Here is a 21,123-nt window from a genome sequence, read left to right on the forward strand (position 1 = left end):
GGCGTCGCAACTCAGCCGGGGCGTCGAGAGCCGGCGACGACTCAGGGAGTCGGCATGCCGCCGTTGACGTTGAGCGTCTCGCCCGCGACGTAGCTCGACTCCGCGGATGCCAGGAACACGTAGGCGGGGGCGAGCTCGGCGGGCTGTCCCATGCGGCCCAGCGGCGTCTCCTCGCCGAACTGGTCGATCTTCTCCTGAGGCTGTCCGTCGCTCGGCTGCAGCGGGGTCCAGATCGGTCCTGGAGCGACCGCGTTCACGCGGATCCCCTTCGGAGCGAGCTGGTCGGCCAGTCCCTTCGTGAAGGCGTTGATCGTCGCCTTCGTCGACGCGTAGTCGACCAGGATGCCGGACGGCGAGTACGCCTGGATCGACGTCGTGTTGATGATGGTCGACCCGGGGGCCAGGTGCGGCAGCGCGGCCTTCGTGATCCAGAACATCGCGTACACGTTGGTCTTGAACGTGTCGTCGAACTGCTCGTCGGTGATGTCGGTCAGCGACTCCTGGTAGATCTGCTTGCCGCCGTTGTTCACCAGGATGTCGAGTCCGCCGAGAGCGCCCACCGCCTCCGCCACCAGCGTGCGGCAGTACTCGGCGTCGCGCAGGTCTCCGGGGATCTGCGCGACGGTCACGCCCGCCTCCCTGGCGATGCCCGCGATCCGGTCGGCGTCCTTCTGCTCCTCGGGAAGGTACGACAGGGCGACGTGAGCGCCCTCGCGGGCGAACGCGATCGCGGTGGCGGCGCCGATGCCGGAGTCGCCGCCGGTGATGAGGGCCTTGCGGCCGGCGAGGCGGCCGGAGCCGCGGTAGCTGTCCTCGCCGAGGTCCGCCTTCGGCGTGAGGTCGGCGTCGAGGCCCGGCTCGGGCATGTGCTGCTTCTCGGGCTGGATGTCGGCGTAGAGCTCGGCGGGGTTCACGAAGGTGTACTGGTCACGAGACATGGTGTGTCCTCTCCTTGTTTTCCGGTCTGTGGGTGGTCAGTGGTCGGTCTGTGGGTGCTCAGCTGTCGGGCAGCAGGTCGTCGGGCATGACCTCGCGCATGGTCATCGCGGCGGTCAGGAACGCCAGATGGCTGAGCGCCTGCGGAGTGTTGCCCCAGGCGGAGCCGTCGTCGGCGTCGATCATCTCGGCGTAGATCCCGACGTCGTTCGCGAGCGTGAGCAGCTTCTCCATGCGCTCGATCGCCTCGTCGTGGCGACCCACGCACGCGAGGGCCTCGACCCGCCAGAACGCGCAGGCGACGAACGTCTTCTCCTCGGCCGACACCCCGCTGTAGCGGTAGAGCAGCGAGCCGACGCCGAGTTCGACGCTCAGCGCGTCGATCGTCGACGACATGCGCTCGCCGCGATCGAAGCCGCTCGGCGCGTGCAGCAGCACGGATGCGTCGAGCTCGTCGCTTCCCGAGTAGAAGACGTAGGCTCCGCGCGCCTCCGACCAGCAGTGTTCGTCGATCCAGGAGCGGATGCGCTCGCGCTCCGCGCGCCAGCGCTCGGCATTGCCCGGGATCGCGTCCGCCTCGGCGAGGGCGATCGCGTCCTCCAGCGCCTTCCAGCACCCCATCTTCGACGAGGTGTAGTGACGCTCCTCGGGCAGCTCCCACATGCCCGAGTCGGGGTTGCGCCACACGTCGCACGTGCGGTCGGCGATGCGCGACAGCATCCGCCCGGTCTCGACGTCGAGCACGTTGCCGGCGTCGACGTACGTGCGGCAGATCGCCAGCAGATCGCCGTAGACGCCCAGCTGCAGCTGCTCGCCGGCGGGGTTGCCCGTCACGACCGGGCCGATGCCCTGCCAGCCCGAGACGTCGTACTCGGTGGGCTCGGGGACGAGTCCGCCGTCGAGCGTGTACATGACGTGCAGGTCCGAGCCGTGGGCGCGGATCGTGCGCAGCAGCCACGACAGGGCGGCGTGCGTCTCCTCGCGCAGACCGAACCGCACGAGCGCGTGCGCGGTGTACGCCAGGTCGCGCACCCAGGCGTGCCGGTAGTCCCAGTTCTTGCCGCCCGCGGGGTTCTCGGGGAGCGATGTGGTCGCCGCGGCGGCGATCGCGCCGGAGGGGCTGTGGATGAGCAGCTTCAGGGCGAGGGCGCTGCGCTGCACCATGTCGCGCCACGGTCCGTCGTACGAGAACACGCGCGACCAGTGCTGCCAGTTCGCGATCGTGCGATCGATGCCGTCGTCGACGTTGTGCGGGTCGGGGAGGTGCAGCGGCTCGTCGTGCGTGGCCGCGAGGGCGATCAGGTGCCGGGAACCCGGCGAGGTCGTGAACGAGCCGTCGAGCACCGGCCCCGAGTGGCCCTCTCCGTCGGCCTTCGCGGGGCCGTGCTCGAAGCCGACCACAGCGAGCGCGGTCTCGCCGCTGCGGATGATCTCGCCGTGCTCCGTGCGCTCGAGCCAGGGGGATGCGGTCTGCAGGGAGGATCCGGGCTGCACGTGCCACCGCATCCGCACGCGGCCCTCGAGTCCGTCGATGCGCCGCGCGAGCTCGGCCCAGGGCAGCCGCCCGGCGACGCCGGACACGAGCGCGTCGGTCACGCGCACGGAGCCGTCGTCGGTCGTGAACGTCGTCTCGAGGACGTTCGTGTCCGGCACATAGCGCCGGGTGCTGCGGAAGTCCCCGTCGGGCCGCAGCTCCAGGCATCCGCCGGTCGTGTCGTCGAGCAGCCGCGCGAACACCGGCAGATCGGTGAGGCCCGGCAGCGGCAACCAGTCGATGCGCCCGTCGTCGGCGATCAGCGCGACCGTGCGTCCGTCGCCGATCGGCGCGTACGACTCGATCGGGCGGGCGGCGTGGACGGCGGGCATGCGTCCATGGTCGATCTGCCGCCGTGAGCCCGCAAACGCCTTGCGCGCAGGGCGGGGCGTGGGTTACACGCGTGCGTGCCGAAGAGGGGGTTCTGCGCGGTCAGGGCCGGACGCGGACCGTGCGGCCCTCGAATGACACGAGGTCGCCGTCGTGCAGCTGGCGTCCTCGCCGTCGATCGACCTCGCCGTTGACCTTCACGAATCCGTCGATCACGACCTCCTTGGCGTCGCCGCCGGAGTCGAGCAGCCCGGAGTACTTCAGGAACTGTCCGAGGCGGATCATCTCGCCGCCGATGGACACGTCGGTCGGTTCGGGGGTGGCCATGAGTGCCAGCGTAGTCGCGGGCGACGGCGCCGCGCACGACCGTGCCGCCGACCTCGGGTGGTCGGCGGCACGGTTCCCCGGGGGGAGGGGACGGATGCCCGGCGGTGCGCCGCGGCATCCGGTCAGTCGTCGGTGTCGGTCCCGACGACGGCGAAGTCGGCGCTGAAGTCGATCTCGATCGAGCGCCGGTCGTCGGTCACGACGCGGACGTCGTAGGGGCTGGAGGTGTCGTCGTCGGCGTCGAGGTCGGTGAGGAGCCCGTCGGCCTCGTCGAGCGCGGCTGCGACGAGGGCGCGGATGGCCGCCTCGTCGAGCACGTGGGTCGGGGCGGTGTCGTCGTCGTCCTCGTCGTCGGAGGACACCACGGTCGCGGTGCCGTCGGCCGTGACGCGGACCTCGGTCTCGCCTCCGGTCGATCCGGTGAGCTGGACCTCCCAGGATCCGTCGCGCTTGGCGTCGATCGAGGTGACCTCGCCGTCGGCTGCGCCTCGCGCGGCGTTCGCGATCTCGACGATCTCGTCGGCGGAGTCGGAGCCGATGCCGGTGACGGGCCCGCCGGCGCCGGGCCCGCCAGGGCCGTCGTCGCGAGGACCGTCCCCTGGTCGGTCATCCTGGCCCTGACCGCGGTCGCCGCGGTCCTGGTCGTCGTCGCGCGGGCCGTCCGAGAACGGCGCGCGGTCGTCGTCGTGCTCGTCCGCGATCGCGGCGCCGACGGCGATGCCGCCGCCGACGAGGATCACGGCGGCCGCGATGCCTCCGCCGATGAGCAGGCCACGGGTGAGGCCCGTCTTCTTCGGAGCGGCGGCCGGAGCGGGCGTCGCATCGGCAGCGGGCTGCTCGGCAGCGGGCTGCTCGGCAGCGGGCTGCTCGGCGATCGGCGTCTGCGGCTGGGTCGGGAGGTCGGATGCCGGGGCGACGGGAACCGTCGGCGCATCCGGGGTCGAGGACTCGTCCGGGGTGGGGTTCTTGTCGTTCATGTCTCCGATGGTGCCCGGGGAGCGCTGAAGCGTTCCTGAAACGACCTGAAGGCGTCTTCAGGATGCGGAGCGCGCGTTTCCTCTCGTCGCTGCGCTCCTCGCTCAACGACCGGGGAGGCGGGCCTGGTCGTTGAGCGAGCGGAGCGAGACGAAACGCGCGGGGCCGCGTCAGGCCGACGGGAGGCGGACGACGAACCGCGCCCCGCCCCAGCGCGAGTCGTCGATCGTCACGGATCCGCCGCTCGCGCCGGCGATGCCGCGGGCGATCGCGAGCCCGAGGCCGCTGCCCCCGGCATCCCTGCTGCGTGCCTCGTCGAGACGGACGAACCGCTCGAAGATCCGCTCGCGCTCCGCAGGGGGAACGCCGTGTCCGTCGTCCTCGACCGTGACGGACACGGTCCCTGCGGACTCCGTCACCCCGATCGCGATGCGCCCGACGCTGTGCCGGGCGGCGTTGTCGGCGAGGTTGCGCAGCAGCTGTCCCATCAACCGCGGATCCGCGTGCACCCGCGCCGCCTGGATCCCCGAGCCGTCGACGTCGAGACCGCGCGCGCGGAGCCGCCGCACCTCGCTCAGGGCGACGTCGTCGAGGTCGACCGATTCCGTGAGGCTCGTCGCTCCTTCGTCGAGGCGGGCGAGCAGCAGCAGCGACTCCACGATTCCCTGCAGCCGAAGGCCCTCGTCCGACACGACCTCGGCCAGCTCGCCGATGCTCGTGGTCGCGGGGTGCGCCTGGGCGAGTTCGGCGTGCTGACGGATCGTCGCCAGCGGGGAGCGCAGCTCGTGCGAGGCATCCGAGACGAACCGCCTCTGGGCGGTCGCTGCGGCGTCGAGCCGATCGAGCATGCCGTTCATGGTGGTGGCGAGCGCGGCGATCTCGTCGGCAGACGCCGGCACCTCGACCCGTCGGTGGAGGCGCTCTGCGGTGATGCCGTCGACCTCCTCGCGGATGCGGGTCACCGGTCTGAGCGCCCGGCCGACCACGAGCCAGGTCGTGATCGCCACGAGGACGAGCAGCAACGGCACCGCGACCGCGAGCAGCAGCGCGACGGTCTGCAACGCGTCATCGTCGTCGTCGAGCGGCACCGCGAGCACGAGGGTCTCGTCGCCCTTGAGATCCTCCGACACGACGAGCATCGGCTTGTCGTCGATCGTCACGGTGCGGGGGTCGTCGCCGAACGGCAGGGGCGAGGTTCCCCTCTCATCCTGCGCCTCCTCGCTTGCGGCCCGCACGGCTCCGCTGCGATCGATCACCTGCACGATCTCGTCGTCCAGCATGCCGATCTCGCGACCTCCGGGTCCGTCGAGGCGATCGGCGAGTTCTTCCGCGCGCTGCTCGGCGGCGCGCTCCGCGTTGGAACGGAGGCTGGCGCCCAGGATGCCGTAGAACGTGAACGCCCCGACCAGCAGCGCCACCGCGACGACGGCGGTCGCGCCGAGAGTCGTCCTGCCGCGGACGGAGCGCCAGCCGCGACTACCCACCGTCGGCCGCCAGCCGGTAACCCGCGCCGCGGATGGTCTCGATCGCCTCGCGGCCGAACGGCTTGTCGAGCTTGCGCCGCAGATGGCCCACGTAGACCTCGACGATGTTGGGGTCGCCGTCGAAGTCGTCGTCCCACACGCCGTCGATGAGCGCCCGCTTCGACAGCACCTGGCCGCGATGGCGCATCAGGTGCTCGAGCACCGCGAACTCGCGGGCGGTCAGCGGGATGAGGGTGTCGCCGCGCCACACGCGGTGGGCAGCGGGATCGAGGCGGAGGTCGCCCGCCTCGAGGATCGTCGGACGAGCGACGGCTCCGTGCCGCACGAGGGCACGCAGTCGGGCGACGAGGATCGCGAACGAGAACGGCTTGGTGACGTAGTCGTCCGCGCCGGTCTCGAGTGCCTCGACCTGGTCCCACTCGCCGTCCTTCGCGGTGAGCATGAGCACGGGGGTCCAGTTCTCCTCGGCGCGCAGCGCCTCGCAGACCTTCCAGCCGCTCATGCCGGGCATCATGAGGTCGAGCACGATCGCGTCGTAGCGGTTCTCTCGCGCGCGCCACAGGCCGTCGACGCCGTCGTGGGCGACGTCGACCGCGAAGCCCTCGGCTTCGAGGCCTCGGCGCACGGCATCCGCCAGACGCACCTCGTCGTCCACCACCAGGATCCGCATGCCTCCAGTGTGGCGTGCGCACGCTGAATCAGGGCTGAAGCCGCGGCGTCTGCGACAATCGGGGCATCGGCGGGGGACACGCCGTGTCTCTGACGCGAAGGGGATCGCGAAGTGGATGCTGTCGAGGAGCCGCCCTCCGGTCATGGGCCGCAGGAGTTCGCCGATGCCCTGCGAGACGCCGTACGGCGACGGGGTGTCTCGTTGCGCAGCCTGCAGCAGCGTCTGCGGCATCGGGGCCATGAGGTCAGCGTCGCGACGCTGTCGCTCTGGCAGTCGGGGGCCCGGCGGCCGGGGACGGACGCGTCGGCGGACGTGGTGCGCGAGCTGGAGGAGCTGCTGGGTCTGAAGGAGGCGGCGCTGGCCGGGCTGCTGACCCGACGTCGACGGGTGCCGGAGGACCGCAACGTGCCGTTCGCGAGCTTCGTCGGCCTCGGCCACAATGAGGTCACCGACGAGGGAGCCTCGCGTGAGCTGTCCGAGCGGTCGGCGATGATGATCTCGTACATCGACGCGAGCGGTCAGCTGACGCGCAATGTCCTTCGCAACGCCTGGCAGGCGCGGATCGACGGCGCCCAGGAGGTCGCGGCGTTCACCACCATCGAGCCGGCGGAGGTGGCGGCCCCTGTGCTCCGCGGGCTGATCGGATGCGAGCTGGTCGACATCGTCGTCGACTGGCAGCAGCGGCTCGTGCGGCCCACCGTGCGGTTGCATTCTCCCCTGCAGCGGGGTGAGATCGCGATGACGGAATGGGAGACGACGGATCATCGATACGAGCCCGGAGCGACCAGTACGGTGCAGGGTCTGGTCGCGGTGCGCCCCGAGGTCGAGGTCGGCGTGTTCATCTACTTCGATCCGGAGTTCCTCCCCCGACGCTGCGTCGTGACCGTGCAGGAGGACGGACCGGAGCGCAGCTTCACCGTGCCGCTCGTCGGGAACAGCGCGTCGCATGTCGAGTTCGATTTCGGCCCGGGCAGCATCGTGCTCGAGTGGGAGTGGTGAGCGTTCGGTCCTCAGGGTCGCAGCCGTGCCTGGATCGCGCGGACGGCATCGCCGCGGACTCCTCGCGCCAGCAGTCCCGGGCCGAGGGGCCCCGCCACGTCGTCGCCGAGGAGGGGGAGTCGACCGAGAGCCGTCGCCGACGCGTGGTCGAGCAGACGCAGCTGCGCATCGATCTCGTCGGGGGCCTGCTCCGGCGCGCTGAGACTCACGGCCTCGATCGCGTAGGCCGCCGCGCCGAGGGCGTGCGCGCCCATGTGAGCGACACCGGCCGCTTGGGCGGCGGATCGCGCTGCGGCGACTCCCGCCGGGGTCGTCGCGCTCGCCGCAGCACGTCCCGCCTCGAGTCGGCGGCGGATCTGGCCCGCGGTGTCGAGTTCTCCGCGGCCGTACGCCCGGGCTCGGGCGATCGCGTCGCGCGGTCGGTCGTCGTCGGGTGCGTCCCGCTCGAACAGCCAGAGCACCCGCTCCGCGCAGGCGGCTGCCCACAGGGCGAGCAGGCGTCGTTCGGATTCGGGCAGAGTCTGCGGAGACAGCCGCTTCGCGGAGCCGGTCACCGGGAGCGCCGTTCCGAGCGCGCGCGAGCGGCGTCGTGCGCCTCGCTCAACAGGACGAGGACCGTCGACGATGTGCGCGCGCCCGGCGCGACGACGCTCACCCAGCCGGCGTCGCCGTAGAGCGGATGCCGCACGATGACGTCTCCGTCGGACGGGTCAGACGCGGGGTCGGCGAGATCGTGCACGCGGTCGCGCCCGACGCGGATGTTGACGCGGAACCGTCCTGAGACGTCGAGGGAGGATGACGTGTCGTCGGGGTAGTCCTTCGTGATGATCGTGGCGTACGGCTGGGTGCGCTCCGGCATCCGTCCGTCGGGTGCGTGGTAGAAGAACGCATCGCCCACGGCGAGCGGGGGGAACGCGCCGCCCGGTTCGGGGACGATCACGAGTGAGCCGTCGAGCCCGCGGATGTGTCGGATGATCGTCTGCATGTCCATTCCTCAATGATGAAGTTGACGTGCTTATGTGGACTCCGAGTCCGGAAAGACGGGAGCTGAGCATGGAAGACCCTCAAGTCGTCCACACGACCGCGCAGCTGGCTCGGCTCGTCGGCTACTCGACGCAGCAGGTGCGCGACCTCGAACGGCTGGGCGTGCTGCCGCGAGCCGACCGCGGTGCGAACGGCTACCGCCGCTACGGCGACCGTCATGCCGTCGCGCTGCGCGCCTACCGCGATCTCGCCGCGGCGATCGGCCCGGTGCCCGCGCGGATCCTCATGCCCGAGCTGATCGCGGCCACGCTCGACGGCGCGGCTGAGCGCATCGATGCGCTGCACGCGGAGCTCGCCGAGGAGCGCCGGCGGGTCCGGGAGGCGCTGCGCGGGCTGGACGCGGCGGTGGCCGACGTCGACGACGTGTTCGAGGATGCCGACGCGATGACGATCACCGAGCTCTCCGTCGCGCTCGGCGTGCGCGCATCGGCGCTGCGGCACTGGGAGCGCGAAGGCCTGGTGCGACCGGACCGGGCCTCGGTCGTGCGCTCATACGGATCCGCGGCGATCACCGAGGCGCGCATCGTGGCCGCACTGCGCGCGGGAGGCTACGGGATCCCACTCATCGCGGGCGTGCTCGACCAGGTGCGCGAGCACGGTTTCACGGCCGATGCGGAGCGGGTGTTGACCGAACGCCTCGCGGCGCTCTCGCAGCGCAGCGTGAAGCTCCTCGCCGCGGCGGGAGCGCTGCATGATCTCCTCCTCGACCTCTGATCCCGGGGTCTCGCGGCACAGGGGCGCACGCAACGAAGGAGATCTCCCGTTCGGAAGGAGCGGATGCGGGGATTCGTCCTTCCGAACGCGAGATCTCCGCCCGACCGGGTGCGGCGAGAGACGCCGATGATGACCTCACACGTCGGTGCGGAACCCCGCGGCCTTGTGCGTGCCGTCGCAGAACGGCTTGATCGTCGACAGCCCGCAGCGGCACAGCGCGACGGTGCGGCGTCGCTGCTCGACCGGCGTGCCGTCGTCCCCGAGAAGGTCGACGCGACCCCGCACGAGCAACGGGCCGTCGGGGTAGGCCGTGATGGTCACCTCGTCCTCGTGGCTCATCGTCCCGCCCCGGTCCGCAGCGCGGACTCCCCGCGCTGCCAGGAGTCGAGCATGTGGCCGGCCGCCCATCCGTCGACGGCCAGGCACGCGGCGGCGCCGAACATGATGTCGGGCAGCAGCTCGGGCTGGTCCTCCGCGAGGGCCCCGGCGAGGTCGCGGGCGGCGATCTGCTCGTGCACGGCATCCGCTTCGACGTGCTCGTCAAAGTAGTCCGTCACGTCGTCGCCATACCCGAGACGCCGGAGCCCCTCGGCGTAGAGGCGGTTCGGGATCGACGAGGTCATCTCGAACGCGGCGAGGTGGCCGACGATCGAGCCGACGAGCCTCCGGTTCAGGCCGAACAGCGACATGGTGTTGTGCGAGGCGAGCGTGATCGCGGGGGCATCGTCGACGTAGGTGCCGTAGGCGTCGTCGAGACCCGCACCGCGCATGGCGCGCGCGAAGATCTCGGCGTGCACGCGGTCCGGTCGACCGCCGCCGTACTCGTCGGACTGGATCTCCACCAGCGCCGCCTTCGCCCGGCCGTGCAGACGGGGAATGGCCCAGGAGTGGGGATCGGCTTCGCGGAGCGTGTAGATGGATCGCAGCATGAAGAACTCGGTGGACTGGTCCCGCGTGGCCTTCTTCGCGAGGTAGCGCGAGAGGCTCGGTCCCGTGTCGGCCTCGGCCAGCGCGAACAGGGCGCGCCCGACGGCATCCACCGACGGCTCGGGCAGGTCGGGCATCGGGACGGATGCGCGCAGCGCGGCCTCGAACGCGGCCTCCAGCGTGAGACGCGTCGCGATCAGCTCGGCATCCCATTCGCGTGCCGGGTCCAGACCGGTCAGCGATCCGTAGGACGAGGCGTAGAGGAGGAAGAGCGCGAGTTGCACGTCGTCGTCGCGGACGATGTCGGCCGTCGTCGTGAGCGCGTCGGTCGCGACCTCGGAGGGCGGGATGTCGGCACGTCCCTGCAGCTGCGCCAGCACGGCCTCGCTGATCGGGCCACGGGTGGCGATGCTGTCGAGCGCGGAGTGCGCGAGCACGGTCATCGGAAGCTCCCATCGATCGGATCTCCGCAGTCTCGTCGTCGCACCGGATTCGCAGAAGGGTCTTGACGCCGCGGTCGATGGGGCACACGGATGCTCGCCCGCACCGCCGACCTGTGGTTGCATGACGACATGAGTGTGACGCGAGGGGACCGGCAGGGGTGGATGCGGGTGCCGAGTGCGGTCGCCCTGATGACGGCGACGGCACTGCTGATCTCCGGATGCGCGGTGGCCGCGCCGTCGGGCGCCGGCGCGAGTGCGAGCCCGACGCCCACCGCGGCCTGCCCGCAGGTCGAGGGGATCGACCTGCCGCCCGAGTGCGTGCCCTACGATCCCGACCACAGCATGGCGCAGAACGATCGCTACCGAGACCGCATGGACATGCCCGAGGGCGCGCAGGCCGCCGCCGACGACGCCGCCGCCCTGCTGAGCACGTCTCTCGAGAGCATCCGCTCGTCGGGGGCGATCTCGGCCGAGGCCGTGGAGGACGCCGCACGCGATGCGGGACTGTCCGACATCACCGCGCGCGGCGATTCGGGCGCGGTGGAGTTCGGTGCTGCGGCGCCCGACGGCGGCTGCGTGTTCGGCGGGGTCAACGCGGATGCGGTCAGGGTCGAGGTCGGCGGGTACATCCTCGACGGCGGCTGCCTGCCCGCGCAGTGATCCCGGCGCCGCCGGAGCGCGGCGCCCTACGGGTGCACCAGGTAGTGGCTCGAGATCGCGATGCGGTTCCAGCTGTTGATCACGACGGCGAGCCAGGTCACGGCCGCGATCTGCTTCTCGGAGAGGATGCCGTCGACATCGACCCCGCGGTCGACGAGACGCCCGTGGTCGCCGATCATCGTCACGCGTTCGGCGATCTGCATCGCGGCCTGCTCCTCGGGGCTGAAGTACTGCGACTCCCACCAGCCGGCGACCACGGCGAGCCGATCCGCGGTCTCGCCCGCAGCGATCGCGTCGGCGCAGTGCATCCGCAGACAGAACGCACAGCCGTTGAGCTGCGACGCCCGCACCTTGACCAGCTCGACGAGCAGCGGCGACAGCCCGGCGTCCTTCCCCGCGGCCACGGCCTGGTCGTTGAAGTCGAGCATGGCCTTGTACGGGCCCGAGTAGGTCTTGCCGATGTTCACGTGCGACACGTCTTCTCCTTCGTCGATGGGGGCGCGGAGCGCGCCTCCCCTCTGATGACGACGCGGGATGCCGGGTTGTGAGGTCGTTCGTAGATGGAAAACGCCTCCGAAGCGACGGCTTCGGAGGCGTTTTCCATCTCTCACCCCTTCCGACGGGGGAGGGGGCGTGGCGGGGGTCAGGACGAGACGGTGACGGAGGCGTCGGCGATGAGCCCGTCCATGAGGGCGCGGGCGTTGCCGTAGCCCTCCGAGATCGCGGCGTGCTGCATGGTCAGCAGCACGTAGTCGGCGTTCTCCTTGATCGCGAACTCCTTCTCGACGGTCGTCCAGGCGGGGAGCACCCAGGGCTTGTCGTTCGCGCGAGCGGCGGCGATCACGCGGCGGAAGTCGTCGAAGTCCGCCTCGGTCTGCCGGTACGCGCCGCGACCGCTCATGGCGGCGAGGTCGCCGGGGCCGATGAAGATGCCGTCGACGGTCGGCAGGGCCGCGATCCCCTCGACGTCCTGCAGGGCCCGGGGGTCCTCGACCATCGGGAAGACCTTGATGTCGCGGTCCTGCGCGGCGATCCACTCGTCCGAGTAGCCGCGGTAGCCCATGGTGCGGCCGCCCGCGAGGCTGCGGGAGCCGAGCGGCGGGAACTTCGCGAAGTCCGTGATGCGCTTCGCGTGCTCGAGCCCCTCGATGTGCGGGATGATGACGCCGTCGGAGCCGAAGTCCAGCGCCTGCTGGATCGCGCCGCGCTCGGGCACGAGCACCTTCGAGAGCACTTCGAGGCCCAGGCCCTTGAGCAGCGGGATGAAGCGCTCGAGGATCGCGAGGTCGAACGAGCCGTGCTCGATGTCCAGCACGACGAAGTCGTAGCCGAGGCCCGCGACGATCTCGCCGATCGCGCTGCTGCCGTCCGAGAGCCAGGCCCCCTGCTTGAGTGTGTGAGTCATGATGTTCCTTTCGGTGTTGCGGGGTGGCGGCGTCAGACGGATGCGACGACGGTGAAGCGGCGGTTGGCGAGCGAGGGGTTCACGGCGCGCACCTGCGCGACGCGGGCCGGTGTCGCGTCGGCGACCGCGATGCCGCTCGATTCGCCGATCTCGCCGAGCGTGATCCCCATCGGGTCGACGATGATGCTGCCGCCCGTGCCGACGCCCGGTCCCTGCGAGACAGCGGCGACGTACAGGGTGTTCTCGATCGCGCGGGCGCGGGCGAGCGTGTTCCAGTGGTCCTCCTTGCGGGCCCCGGGCATCCATGCGGCGGGATACAGCAGCAGGTCCACGCCGGCGTCGGCGTGCTCGCGTGCGACCTCGGGGAAGCGGAGGTCGTAGCAGGTCAGCATCCCCACCTTCACGTCGTCGATCGTGAAGGTCACGGGGCCGTCGATGTCTCCGGGGCGGATGTGGTCGGACTCGAGGAACCCGAACGCGTCGTACAGGTGGAGCTTGTGGTAGACCCGCGACAGGCCCTCGTCCGGGGTGACGAGCACGAGGGTGTTGAAGCCGCGCGGTTCGTCGTCGATGCGCTCGAGCATGCCCGCGACGATCGCGACGCCCGTTCGTCGCGACAGCTCGGCGAGACCGGTCACGAACGGGCCGTCGAGAGCCTCGCCCTGCTCGACGAACGCCGAGTCGAGGTTCGGCACGTCGTACATCGCGAACTCGGGGAACACGACGAGACGTGCGCCGTTGGCCGCCGCCTCCTCCGTGAGCCGGGTGATCTCCGCGAGGTTCGCGGCCTTGTCGTCGCCCGAGACCATCTGGCCGATCGCGAACTTCATGATGCTCCTTCTTTCGAGATGAGGCTCTCCGGGATGGAGAGCTCGGTGATGCAGTGCTGCACGAACGCCCGGCCGACCGCGTCGAGGCGACGGTCGAACCAGGAGATCGAGGTCGTGAGTCCCACCGAGGGGTTCACGAGGGTGCGGTAGACGACGTTGTGCTGGGGGATGTCCGACAGGGACTTCGGGATGAAGCACACGCCCATCCCGGCCGACACCATCGCGGCCTGGTCGAGGTACGAGCCCATGACCTCGAGCGATCGCGGGGAGAACCCGGCGCGCATGCAGGCCGTGACGACCGCGTCGTACCCGGTGGGGTTCGCGGTGCGCGGCCCCTGCAGGATGCGCTCGTTGCGGAGCATCGCGAAGTCCACCTCGTCGACGTCGGCGAGGGGGTGGTCGTCGGGCAGCGCGACCAGGTACTCCTCGCCGAACAGGGCGGTCGAGGACAGGTCCTTCAGATCCGGCTCGGTCAGCAGGATCGCCACGTCGATCGACCCCTGCTCCAGCTCGTCGACCAGCAGCGAGGTGGGGATGCTGCGCACCTGCACGGTCGCGGTCGGATGCGCGCGGATGAACTGGCGCACGGCCCGCGCCGGCGAGCTGAACATCATCGCCGGCACGATGCCCACGCGGACGCGGCCGAACTCGTGACTGCGCTGGTCGTCGAGCAGCTGGGTGATGTGCTGCATGGCCTCCAGCACCCGACGGCAGCGGTAGTAGAACTCGCGGCCGGCCTCGGTCGGCGTGATCGGTCGCGTCGTGCGGTCGATCAGCGCGACGCCCACATCCTTCTCCAGCCGCGAGATCTGCTGCGACAGGGCCGGCGCCGTGATGAAGAGGCTGTCGGCGGCCTGCTTGAAGCCCCCGGCATCCACGAGCGTGACGAAGAGCTCGAGCCGTCTGGTCTCCATGGCTAGCCCCTCCTCAGGGCGAGGCGCTCTGCGCGTCGCACCCGTTGGATCTCGGGATCGGGTACGGGGGCGGCCGCGATCAGCCGCTTCGTGTACTTGTCCGTCGGGTGGTGCAGCACCTCCTCGGTCGGCCCCTCCTCGACCACGTCGCCGTGCCGCAGCACCACCACGCGGTTCGACAGCGTCTCGACGACCGAGAGGTCGTGGCTGATGAACAGGCACGAGAAGCCGAGCTCCCGTTGCAGGGCCAGGAACAGGTCGAGCACCTGCGCCTGCACCGACACGTCGAGCGCCGAGGTCGGCTCGTCGGCGATCATCAGCACCGGATCGGTCGCGATCGCGCGGGCGATGCCGATGCGCTGACGCTGCCCGCCGGAGAGCTCGTGCGGGTAGCGGTCCGACCAGTCGGGGTTGAGCTGCACGCGCTCGAGCAGCTCCTTCGCGCGCGCTCGCCGCGCCCGGGGATCGCGCACGAGCCCCTGCCACAGCAGCGGGTCCGAGATCGCCTGGCCGATCGTGCGGCGGGGATTGAGCGAGGATGCCGGGTCCTGGAACACCATCGTGACGTGGCGCCGCAGCTGCCGCAGTGCACGACCCGGTCGGCCGGTGATGCGCTCGCCGCGGACCTCGAGCGTGCCCTCGGTCACCGGCAGCAGACCGATCGCGGCCTTGCCGATCGTCGACTTGCCCGATCCGGACTCGCCGACCAGGCCGACGATCTCGCCCCGCTGCACCTCGAGGTCGATGCCGTTGATGGCCTGGAAACCGGGGCGCCGCCAGCGTCCGGGGTAGCGGATCACGGCATCCTGCAGTCGCAGCACCGTCTCGGGCAGGGGCGTCGTGGCCGTGACGCCGTCGATGCGGAGCTTGTTGTTCGCGGCCGACAGGAAATCGTCGGCCTTGCCCAGGTGCGGGACCGCGGCGAGCAGCGCCTGCGTGTACGGCTCCTTCGGGGTCTTGAACAGCTCGGCCGACGGGGCCTCCTCCACGACGCGACCGTCCTTCATCACGACGACCTCGTCGGCGACGTCGGCGACCACGCCCATGTCGTGCGTGATGATGAGCACGGCCATGCCCATCCGCTCCTGGATCTCGGCGATCAGGTCGAGGATCTCGGCCTGCACCGTGACGTCGAGCGCCGTGGTGGGCTCGTCCGCAATGAGCAGGTCGGGCTCAGACGAGATCGCCATCGCGATCATGGCGCGCTGGCGCTGACCGCCCGAGAGCTGGTGGGGGTAGTGGTCGACCTTCTCCTCGGGGGCCGGCATGTGCACGTCGCGCAGCAGCTGCACCGCGCGCTCGCGCGCCACCTTGTGATCGAGGTCGTGGTGGCTCGTGAGCGCCTCGATCAGCTGGTGGCCGATCGTGTACACGGGGTTCAGCGCGGTCATCGGCTCCTGGAAGATCGTCGCGATGCGGGATCCTCTCAGCGGCCGCAGCCCCTTGTCGCGCATCGGCACGAGGTCGACGCCGTCGAACAGGATGCGGCCGGTGCGGCGCGCGTTCGGCGGCAGGAGATCGAGGATCGACATCGCGGTGACCGACTTGCCCGACCCGGACTCGCCGACGAGCGCGAGAGTCTTGCGCCGATCGACGCTGAACGACACGTCGTAGGTGACCTGACGCCAGCCGTCCGGGGTGGCGAACTCGACGGACAGGCCGTCGACCTGCAGCAGCGGTTCGTTCATGAGCGCTTCTTCGCTTTCGGGTCGAGGAGGTCGCGGAGGGCGTCGCCGAGGATGCCGAACGCGAGGATCGTCAGCACGATGACCGCGCCGGGAACGAGCAGCACGTGCGGATCGGTCGTCAGGTACCGCTGGCCTGCCGCGACCATCGAGCCCCAGGACGGAGTGGGCGGGACGACGCCGAGGCCCAGGTAGCTGAGCCCGGATTCCATGAGGATCGCGGCCGCCATCGTGAGCGAGAACTGCACGATGATCGGCGCGGAGACGTTCGCGAGGACCGTGCGGAACAGGATCACGACGGTCGGGGCGCCGAAGGTGCGCGCCGCATCGACGTACTCCTCGCGCTTGGTCGACAGCACCTGCCCGTAGGTGATGCGGGCGAAGATCGGCGCGAACAGCACACCCATCGCGATGATGAGGGTGACCGGCCCCGGACCGTACAGCGTGACCGCGAGGAGCGCGAGCACGATGGGCGGGAACGCGAGGATCACGTCGACGATCAGACGCATCGTGACGACCTCGGTGAGGCCGTTGAAGTACGCGCCGAGCAGGCCGAGGAGCGTGCCGAGAACCGTGGCGAGCACCGTGGCGCCGAGGGCGATGAACAGCTCGACCTGCGCGCCGAACATGATGCGCGAGAGGATGTCGCGGCCGAGCTCGTCGGTACCCAGCAGGTGCCCGGGGCTGAACATCGGCTGCAGGCGGATCGCCACGTTCTGCGAGATCGGGTCGTAGGGTGCGAGCAGAGGTGCGAACGCCATGAGCACGAGGATCACGACGAGGTACACCACCATGACGGTGCGCAGCGGGGTGATCGCCTGACGGAGGCGGGGGCTGAGTTTCATGCTCGCCTCACTCGGGGGTCGAGGATTCCGTAGGTGATGTCGACGACGATGTTGATCGCGATGAAGAGCATCGCGATCACGATCACGACGCCCTGCACGACCGGGTAGTCGCGGGTCGTGACGCCGTCGACGAGGAGGCTCGAGAGACCCGGGTAGTTGAACACCCGCTCCACGAGCACCGTCGATCCGAGCAGGGTGCCGAAGCCGATGCCGACGACCGTGACGACCGGGGTCAGGGAGTTTCGCAGCACATGGCGGCGGAACACCGTCATCGGGGCCAGGCCGATGGACTTGGCGGTGCGCACCCAGTCCTGCGTCTGCACCTCGAGCACGGCCGACCTGGTCATGCGGGCGATCTGCGCCGCGAAGCCGACCGCGAGCGAGATCGCCGGAAGCGTGAGGCTCTTGATCGCCCCGAGGAAGTCCTTCGAGGGATCCACGTAGCCGCCGGCCGGGAAGAGGCCGAGCGTGATCGAGAACACCAGGATCAGCACGGCGCCGAACACGAACACGGGCAGGGCCACGCCGATCGAGCTGAGCGCGGTCACGAGAGTGTCGACCCAGCCGCCGCGTCGGGCCGCGAGGGCTCCCATGGCGACGCCGATGACGATCGAGAGGATCGTCGCGTAGGCCACGAGGAGGAGCGTGCGGGGGAGTCGGGCGCCGATCGCCTCGAGCACGGGCTGCGAGGTGCGGAACGACTCGCCCAGGTCGCCGGTGAAGACGCCGCCGAGGAACGAGAAGTACTGGGTGAGCAGCGGCTGGTTGAGCCCCAGCTGCTCACGGAGCGCGGCGACGGCCTCCGGGCTGGGCGCCCCGCCGTCGCCCGTGCTGAGCAGCAGCACGGCGGGGTCGCCCGGAACGAGTTGCAGTGCGGAGAAGATGAGGGTGAGGACCAGCAGGACCAGTCCCACCCCCATCGCCAGCCGCTTCGCGATGAAGAGGATCACGGCAGGGTCACTCCACGGAGGCGTGCGCGAGGTTCAGCGAGCTGTAGAACACGAGGAACCCGGGGAGGGTCTCGAAACCCTTAACCTTGTCGCTGTAGGCGTAGGCCTGCTCGCGGGTGTTGATGGAGGCGAACGGCACGTCCTCGGCCCAGATGTCGGCGATCTCCTCGTAGATCGCCTTCTTGCCGGCGTCGTCGTCGGCGGCGCGGAGTCCCTCTTCGATGAGTCCGCGCAGCGTGTCGTTGGAGTAGCCCCAGCCGACGTTGAAGTTGCGGCTGTCGACCACCCAGTTCAGCAGGTAGGACGGGTCGGTGATGACGCCCGCGTCACCCGAGACGGCGAGGTCGTACTCGCCCGCGTTGCCCTTGCTGACGCGCGTCGACCAGTCGGGGGCGTCGAGCGTGACGTCGATGCCGACCGCGCGGAGGTCCTCCTGCACCGACAGCGCGTTGTCCTGCAGGAAGGTGTACTGCGAGGTCGACAGCAGCGTGGCGGAGAAGCCGTCCGGGTAGCCGGCATCCGCGAGCAGCTCCTTGGCCTTCTCGGGGTCGTAGCTCCACAGCTCCCCGGCCTTCGGGTCGTACGCGGGGTCGTCCTCGGGGATGACGATCCCGTCGAGCGGGGCGCCGTTGCTCTGGAACGCCGCGGTCACCGCGTTCTCGCGGTTGAGCGCGTAGGCCACGGCCTGGCGCACCTTCGGGTCGGCGAACGGCCCGTCCGTCACGTTGAACTGCACGTACTGGAACGGTCCCTGCTGCGCGTCGACCGTGAGCCCGGCATCCGCGACCCGCTGGAAGTTCTCCCACGGCACGTACTCGATCATGTCGACGTCGCCGCTGAGCAGCGCGTTCGTGCGGGCTTCGCCGTCGGGGTAGAACTTCACCTCGATGCTGTCGAGGGAGACTTCGTCGGCGTCGTAGTAGGCGTCGTTCTTCTCGACCGTGAGCCCGATGCCCTGGTCGAGGTTGGTCATCTCGAAGGGTCCGGCGCCGACCCAGTTGGGGGTGTCGGGGTTGAGCGAGGCGTCGGGCACGATCGCCGCGAACGGCAGCGCGAGGTACTGCAGGAACGCGGTGTTCGGCTGGGCGAGCGTGATCGTCACGGTGTCGCCGTCGGCGGTGATGTCGGTGATGTCCTTGAGGCCGGCGGCGAGCTGCGAGCCGTTCGCCGGGTCGCGGTAGTAGTCGAGGGAGTTCTTGACGTTCTCGGAGGTGAGTGGGGAGTCGTCGCTGAAGGTCAGGTCGGGACGCAGCGTGAACACGTAGCTCGTGGGATCGCTCGTGTCGACCGACTCGGCCACACCCGGCACGACCGCCCCGGTCTCGTCGTAGGTCATGAGGCCGCGGTGCACCATCGTGAGCAGCTGGTTGACCGCGCCGCCCTGCTGCATGCCGGTGATGGGGGTCGCGGGATCCGCGGAGAGGCCGAAGGTCAGGGTCTGCGCGCCGCCCTCGCCGCCGGAGTCGCCGGAATCCCCCGAGCCGCTGCAGCCGGCGAGGACGAGGACGGATGCTGCGCCGAAGGCGACGGCGCCGATCCAGCGGGCGGAGGTGCCTGTGGGACGACGGAAGTGCGGAGATGCGGGCATGACGAAGTCCTTCCATGGCGCGCACGGGCGCCATCGCTCGAGGTGTCACGAATCACGGAGCGTCGTCATCGACGGCTCCGTTGCTCGTCGGGGGTGAAGGTCGGGTGGTGGGTGTGACCCTTCGTGATCGATTATGTCGACCGGTCACATAAGTCGAAAGTTCGACTTCGCATAACGAGATAACGAAATGCTTAACCTGCTGCGCCCACCGGGCCTTTTCCCGTCACGAACGGTGTCGAGAGATGGAAAACGCCTCCGAACCCCGCTTCTCCGAGGCGTTCTCCATCTCTCGTAGCGGTGCCGCTGGCGTCAGGCGAGGGACTCGAGCGGGTTGTCGCGAAGCTTTCGCACGACCCCGCCGTCGACGAGGCGGCAGGCGGCGGATGACGGCTTGCGCTCGGCCTGGTCGACGACGGCAGTGCCGAACTCCTGCGCGAGCTGGAGGCGCGGGTAGGCGTCGAGGACCTCGCGGCGGAAGTCCTCGGGCAGGGCGTCGGGCCGAGCGCCCGAGATGTCGAGGCCCGTCGCGATCTCGAGCAGGTACCCCTCGGCATCCTCCGCCGGGTCGACACTCGGCAGGTTGTGCGCGACGATCACGTCGAGCACACGGCGTCGCCGCGCAGCATCCCACCCGGCCCCCGCGGTCAGCGCGATGCCGACATGCCCGCCCACGTGCTCATAGGCGAGGGTGTGGTTGTCGAACTCGGGGGCGAGGCCGATGTCGTGCAGGAGCGCAGACACGTAGAGCAGCTCGTGGTCGACATCACGGCGGCCCTCGACCTCCGCGAACGCCTCCGCCCACAGCCACGACCGCGTGACGTGGTTGAGGATCGAGGGCGAGTGGTACTCCTGAGCGAGGGTGAACGCTCCGCGTGCGGCGGCGGTGTCGGGCACGGGGAAGTCGGCGATGCGCATCGGCTCAGTCTCGTCCGCCGAGCTCCCGGCCACGAGCGCCCCGACCGCCAGCATCCCTTCGATTCCGGACATTCGGAGGCTCGGCACATCGCCGGGCACGACTTCGGAGCCCGGTCCCGACACGCCGCGCGCACCGACTCCTGCACGGCGTGTCGCGGCATCCGCTCCGAAGCTGTGCCCGGGGCCTCGATCCTCAGGCTGCGGGGGCCTGTGCACCCGTCGGGAGCGGAAGCAGCTTGAAGATCAGTATGCCGAGATACTTATCCATCCAGGCCTGCTTATGGGGGTAGCGTTCCCCGTCGGCCTCGGAGAGCTGCGGCTCGAGCGTCGTCTCGACCCAGAGGCCTGCGGCGCTGAACGTGTTGAGCAGGTCGGACATCGTGTACGGGCGTTTGGTGAGAGTGATCTCCTCGTTCCACCCGTTGCGATGCGCATGGGGATCGCGAGCGAAGTAGCCTTCGCCCAGAGAGGTGCCGTTCGCCTCTGCGCGTTCGATCGCGTACCTGATCGGCTGGGTCCTCGTGAGGAGGATGTATCCGTCTGGGGAGAGCAGGGATCGTGCGGTTCTCAGCGTCCGTACCGGATCGACCGCGTAGCCGAACGACTGCAGGAACATGATGCGATCGAACGTGCGGCCCTCGATCTCCGGCACCGACGCGAGATGCGACAGGTCGGCCTGGACGAGTTCGAGATCGGCTCGACCGTGGCGGATGAAGTTACCGCTGATGTCGATGCCCACCGACGCCGCCGCCCCGTCTTCGACGAGTTCGAGCAGCTTTCCGCCGTTCCCGCAGCCGAGGTCGAGGAAGGAGACACCGCTGACATCGCCGAGCAGAGCCCGCTGCGCCGGCCATTCCACCAGTCGATCGAGGGAGTCCTCGCGAGAACGAGCCCGCTCGTAGTCGGGTGCAAGTCTGCTCCAGGGCTCACTCACGGATTCCATGCCGC

Annotated in this window: 23 protein-coding genes; 3 read left to right on the top strand and 20 right to left on the bottom strand. The window is 70.0% G+C overall.

The window, feature by feature from the left end; translation table 11 throughout:
• Window positions 1-41: 41 nt before the first annotated feature.
• The 6 genes from AKH00_RS15305 to AKH00_RS15330 form a co-directional block, all read right to left on the bottom strand.
• Window positions 42-938 carry an SDR family oxidoreductase gene (locus AKH00_RS15305; RefSeq protein WP_050723603.1) on the bottom strand — a complete coding sequence of 299 codons (897 nt, stop codon included), beginning with the start codon at window positions 936-938 and terminating at the stop codon, window positions 42-44.
• A gap of 58 nt (window positions 939-996) precedes the next feature.
• The gene (locus AKH00_RS15310; RefSeq protein WP_050723604.1) at window positions 997-2,802 is read right to left on the bottom strand and encodes a glycoside hydrolase family 15 protein; all 1,806 of its coding nucleotides are present in this window, start codon (window positions 2,800-2,802) and stop codon (window positions 997-999) included.
• Window positions 2,803-2,902: 100 nt separating this feature from the next.
• On the bottom strand, window positions 2,903-3,127 hold the full coding sequence (locus AKH00_RS15315) for an RNA-binding S4 domain-containing protein (protein ID WP_050723605.1): 225 nt from the start codon (window positions 3,125-3,127) through the stop codon (window positions 2,903-2,905).
• A gap of 122 nt (window positions 3,128-3,249) precedes the next feature.
• Window positions 3,250-4,104: a hypothetical protein gene (locus AKH00_RS15320; protein ID WP_235556808.1), complete on the bottom strand. Its 855-nt coding sequence runs from the start codon at window positions 4,102-4,104 to the stop codon at window positions 3,250-3,252.
• Between the two features lie 168 nt (window positions 4,105-4,272).
• Entirely contained in the window at window positions 4,273-5,586 is a 1,314-nt protein-coding gene (locus AKH00_RS15325) for a sensor histidine kinase (RefSeq protein WP_050723606.1), read from the bottom strand.
• Window positions 5,579-6,256, bottom strand: a complete 678-nt coding sequence (locus tag AKH00_RS15330; protein WP_050723607.1) for a response regulator transcription factor — start codon at window positions 6,254-6,256, stop codon at window positions 5,579-5,581. Before AKH00_RS15330 ends, AKH00_RS15325 begins: the two co-directional genes overlap by 8 nt.
• Window positions 6,257-6,367: 111 nt before the next feature.
• Between AKH00_RS15330 and AKH00_RS15335 the strand changes: the two genes are divergently transcribed.
• The gene (locus AKH00_RS15335; protein WP_050723608.1) at window positions 6,368-7,255 is read left to right on the top strand and encodes a hypothetical protein; all 888 of its coding nucleotides are present in this window, start codon (window positions 6,368-6,370) and stop codon (window positions 7,253-7,255) included.
• Window positions 7,256-7,266: 11 nt separating this feature from the next.
• Here the strand turns inward: AKH00_RS15335 and AKH00_RS15340 are convergent, their stop codons facing one another.
• Together AKH00_RS15340 and AKH00_RS15345 are read right to left on the bottom strand one after the other, a co-directional pair.
• Entirely contained in the window at window positions 7,267-7,809 is a 543-nt protein-coding gene (locus tag AKH00_RS15340) for a putative immunity protein (protein WP_235556804.1), read from the bottom strand.
• Window positions 7,806-8,246, bottom strand: a complete 441-nt coding sequence (locus tag AKH00_RS15345; RefSeq protein ID WP_050723609.1) for a DUF6194 family protein — start codon at window positions 8,244-8,246, stop codon at window positions 7,806-7,808. Before AKH00_RS15345 ends, AKH00_RS15340 begins: the two co-directional genes overlap by 4 nt.
• Window positions 8,247-8,308: 62 nt before the next feature.
• Here AKH00_RS15345 and AKH00_RS15350 point away from each other — a divergent pair, with 62 nt between their 5' ends.
• Window positions 8,309-9,013, top strand: a complete 705-nt coding sequence (locus tag AKH00_RS15350; protein ID WP_050723610.1) for a MerR family transcriptional regulator — start codon at window positions 8,309-8,311, stop codon at window positions 9,011-9,013.
• Window positions 9,014-9,148: 135 nt separating this feature from the next.
• Here the strand turns inward: AKH00_RS15350 and AKH00_RS15355 are convergent, their stop codons facing one another.
• Window positions 9,149-9,352: a CDGSH iron-sulfur domain-containing protein gene (locus AKH00_RS15355; RefSeq protein ID WP_050723611.1), complete on the bottom strand. Its 204-nt coding sequence runs from the start codon at window positions 9,350-9,352 to the stop codon at window positions 9,149-9,151.
• A complete protein-coding gene (locus tag AKH00_RS15360; RefSeq protein ID WP_050723612.1) occupies window positions 9,349-10,383 on the bottom strand; it encodes an iron-containing redox enzyme family protein in 1,035 nt (344 codons plus the stop codon). Before AKH00_RS15360 ends, AKH00_RS15355 begins: the two co-directional genes overlap by 4 nt.
• A 129-nt stretch (window positions 10,384-10,512) precedes the next feature.
• Between AKH00_RS15360 and AKH00_RS15365 the strand changes: the two genes are divergently transcribed.
• On the top strand, window positions 10,513-11,043 hold the full coding sequence (locus AKH00_RS15365; RefSeq protein WP_152926219.1) for a hypothetical protein: 531 nt from the start codon (window positions 10,513-10,515) through the stop codon (window positions 11,041-11,043).
• A 26-nt stretch (window positions 11,044-11,069) separates the two neighbouring features.
• Here the strand turns inward: AKH00_RS15365 and AKH00_RS15370 are convergent, their stop codons facing one another.
• The 10 genes from AKH00_RS15370 to AKH00_RS15415 all read right to left on the bottom strand — a co-directional run bounded on the left by AKH00_RS15370 (window position 11,070) and on the right by AKH00_RS15415 (window position 21,118).
• Window positions 11,070-11,519, bottom strand: a complete 450-nt coding sequence (locus AKH00_RS15370) for a carboxymuconolactone decarboxylase family protein (protein ID WP_050723614.1) — start codon at window positions 11,517-11,519, stop codon at window positions 11,070-11,072.
• A gap of 167 nt (window positions 11,520-11,686) precedes the next feature.
• Window positions 11,687-12,448 carry an HpcH/HpaI aldolase family protein gene (locus AKH00_RS15375; protein WP_050723615.1) on the bottom strand — a complete coding sequence of 254 codons (762 nt, stop codon included), beginning with the start codon at window positions 12,446-12,448 and terminating at the stop codon, window positions 11,687-11,689.
• Between the two features lie 32 nt (window positions 12,449-12,480).
• Entirely contained in the window at window positions 12,481-13,278 is a 798-nt protein-coding gene (locus AKH00_RS15380) for a carbon-nitrogen hydrolase family protein (protein ID WP_152926220.1), read from the bottom strand.
• On the bottom strand, window positions 13,275-14,192 hold the full coding sequence (locus tag AKH00_RS15385) for a LysR family transcriptional regulator (protein WP_050723616.1): 918 nt from the start codon (window positions 14,190-14,192) through the stop codon (window positions 13,275-13,277). The genes AKH00_RS15380 and AKH00_RS15385 overlap by 4 nt, the downstream gene beginning before the upstream one ends.
• 2 nt (window positions 14,193-14,194) lie before the next feature.
• Window positions 14,195-15,880: an ABC transporter ATP-binding protein gene (locus AKH00_RS15390; protein ID WP_050723617.1), complete on the bottom strand. Its 1,686-nt coding sequence runs from the start codon at window positions 15,878-15,880 to the stop codon at window positions 14,195-14,197.
• A complete protein-coding gene (locus AKH00_RS15395; RefSeq protein ID WP_050723618.1) occupies window positions 15,877-16,722 on the bottom strand; it encodes an ABC transporter permease in 846 nt (281 codons plus the stop codon). Before AKH00_RS15395 ends, AKH00_RS15390 begins: the two co-directional genes overlap by 4 nt.
• Window positions 16,719-17,672, bottom strand: coding sequence for an ABC transporter permease (locus AKH00_RS15400; protein ID WP_200903874.1), 954 nt, complete (start codon window positions 17,670-17,672; stop codon window positions 16,719-16,721). Before AKH00_RS15400 ends, AKH00_RS15395 begins: the two co-directional genes overlap by 4 nt.
• 7 nt (window positions 17,673-17,679) lie before the next feature.
• A complete protein-coding gene (locus AKH00_RS15405) occupies window positions 17,680-19,260 on the bottom strand; it encodes an ABC transporter substrate-binding protein (protein ID WP_050723619.1) in 1,581 nt (526 codons plus the stop codon).
• A gap of 309 nt (window positions 19,261-19,569) precedes the next feature.
• Entirely contained in the window at window positions 19,570-20,247 is a 678-nt protein-coding gene (locus tag AKH00_RS15410) for an HD domain-containing protein (RefSeq protein WP_327037281.1), read from the bottom strand.
• A gap of 121 nt (window positions 20,248-20,368) precedes the next feature.
• A complete protein-coding gene (locus AKH00_RS15415) occupies window positions 20,369-21,118 on the bottom strand; it encodes a class I SAM-dependent methyltransferase (RefSeq protein WP_050723620.1) in 750 nt (249 codons plus the stop codon).
• Between the last annotated feature and the right edge of the window lie 5 nt (window positions 21,119-21,123).

Source organism: Microbacterium sp. GCS4 (assembly GCF_001262495.1).
Classification (GTDB): Bacteria; Actinomycetota; Actinomycetes; order Actinomycetales; family Microbacteriaceae; genus Microbacterium.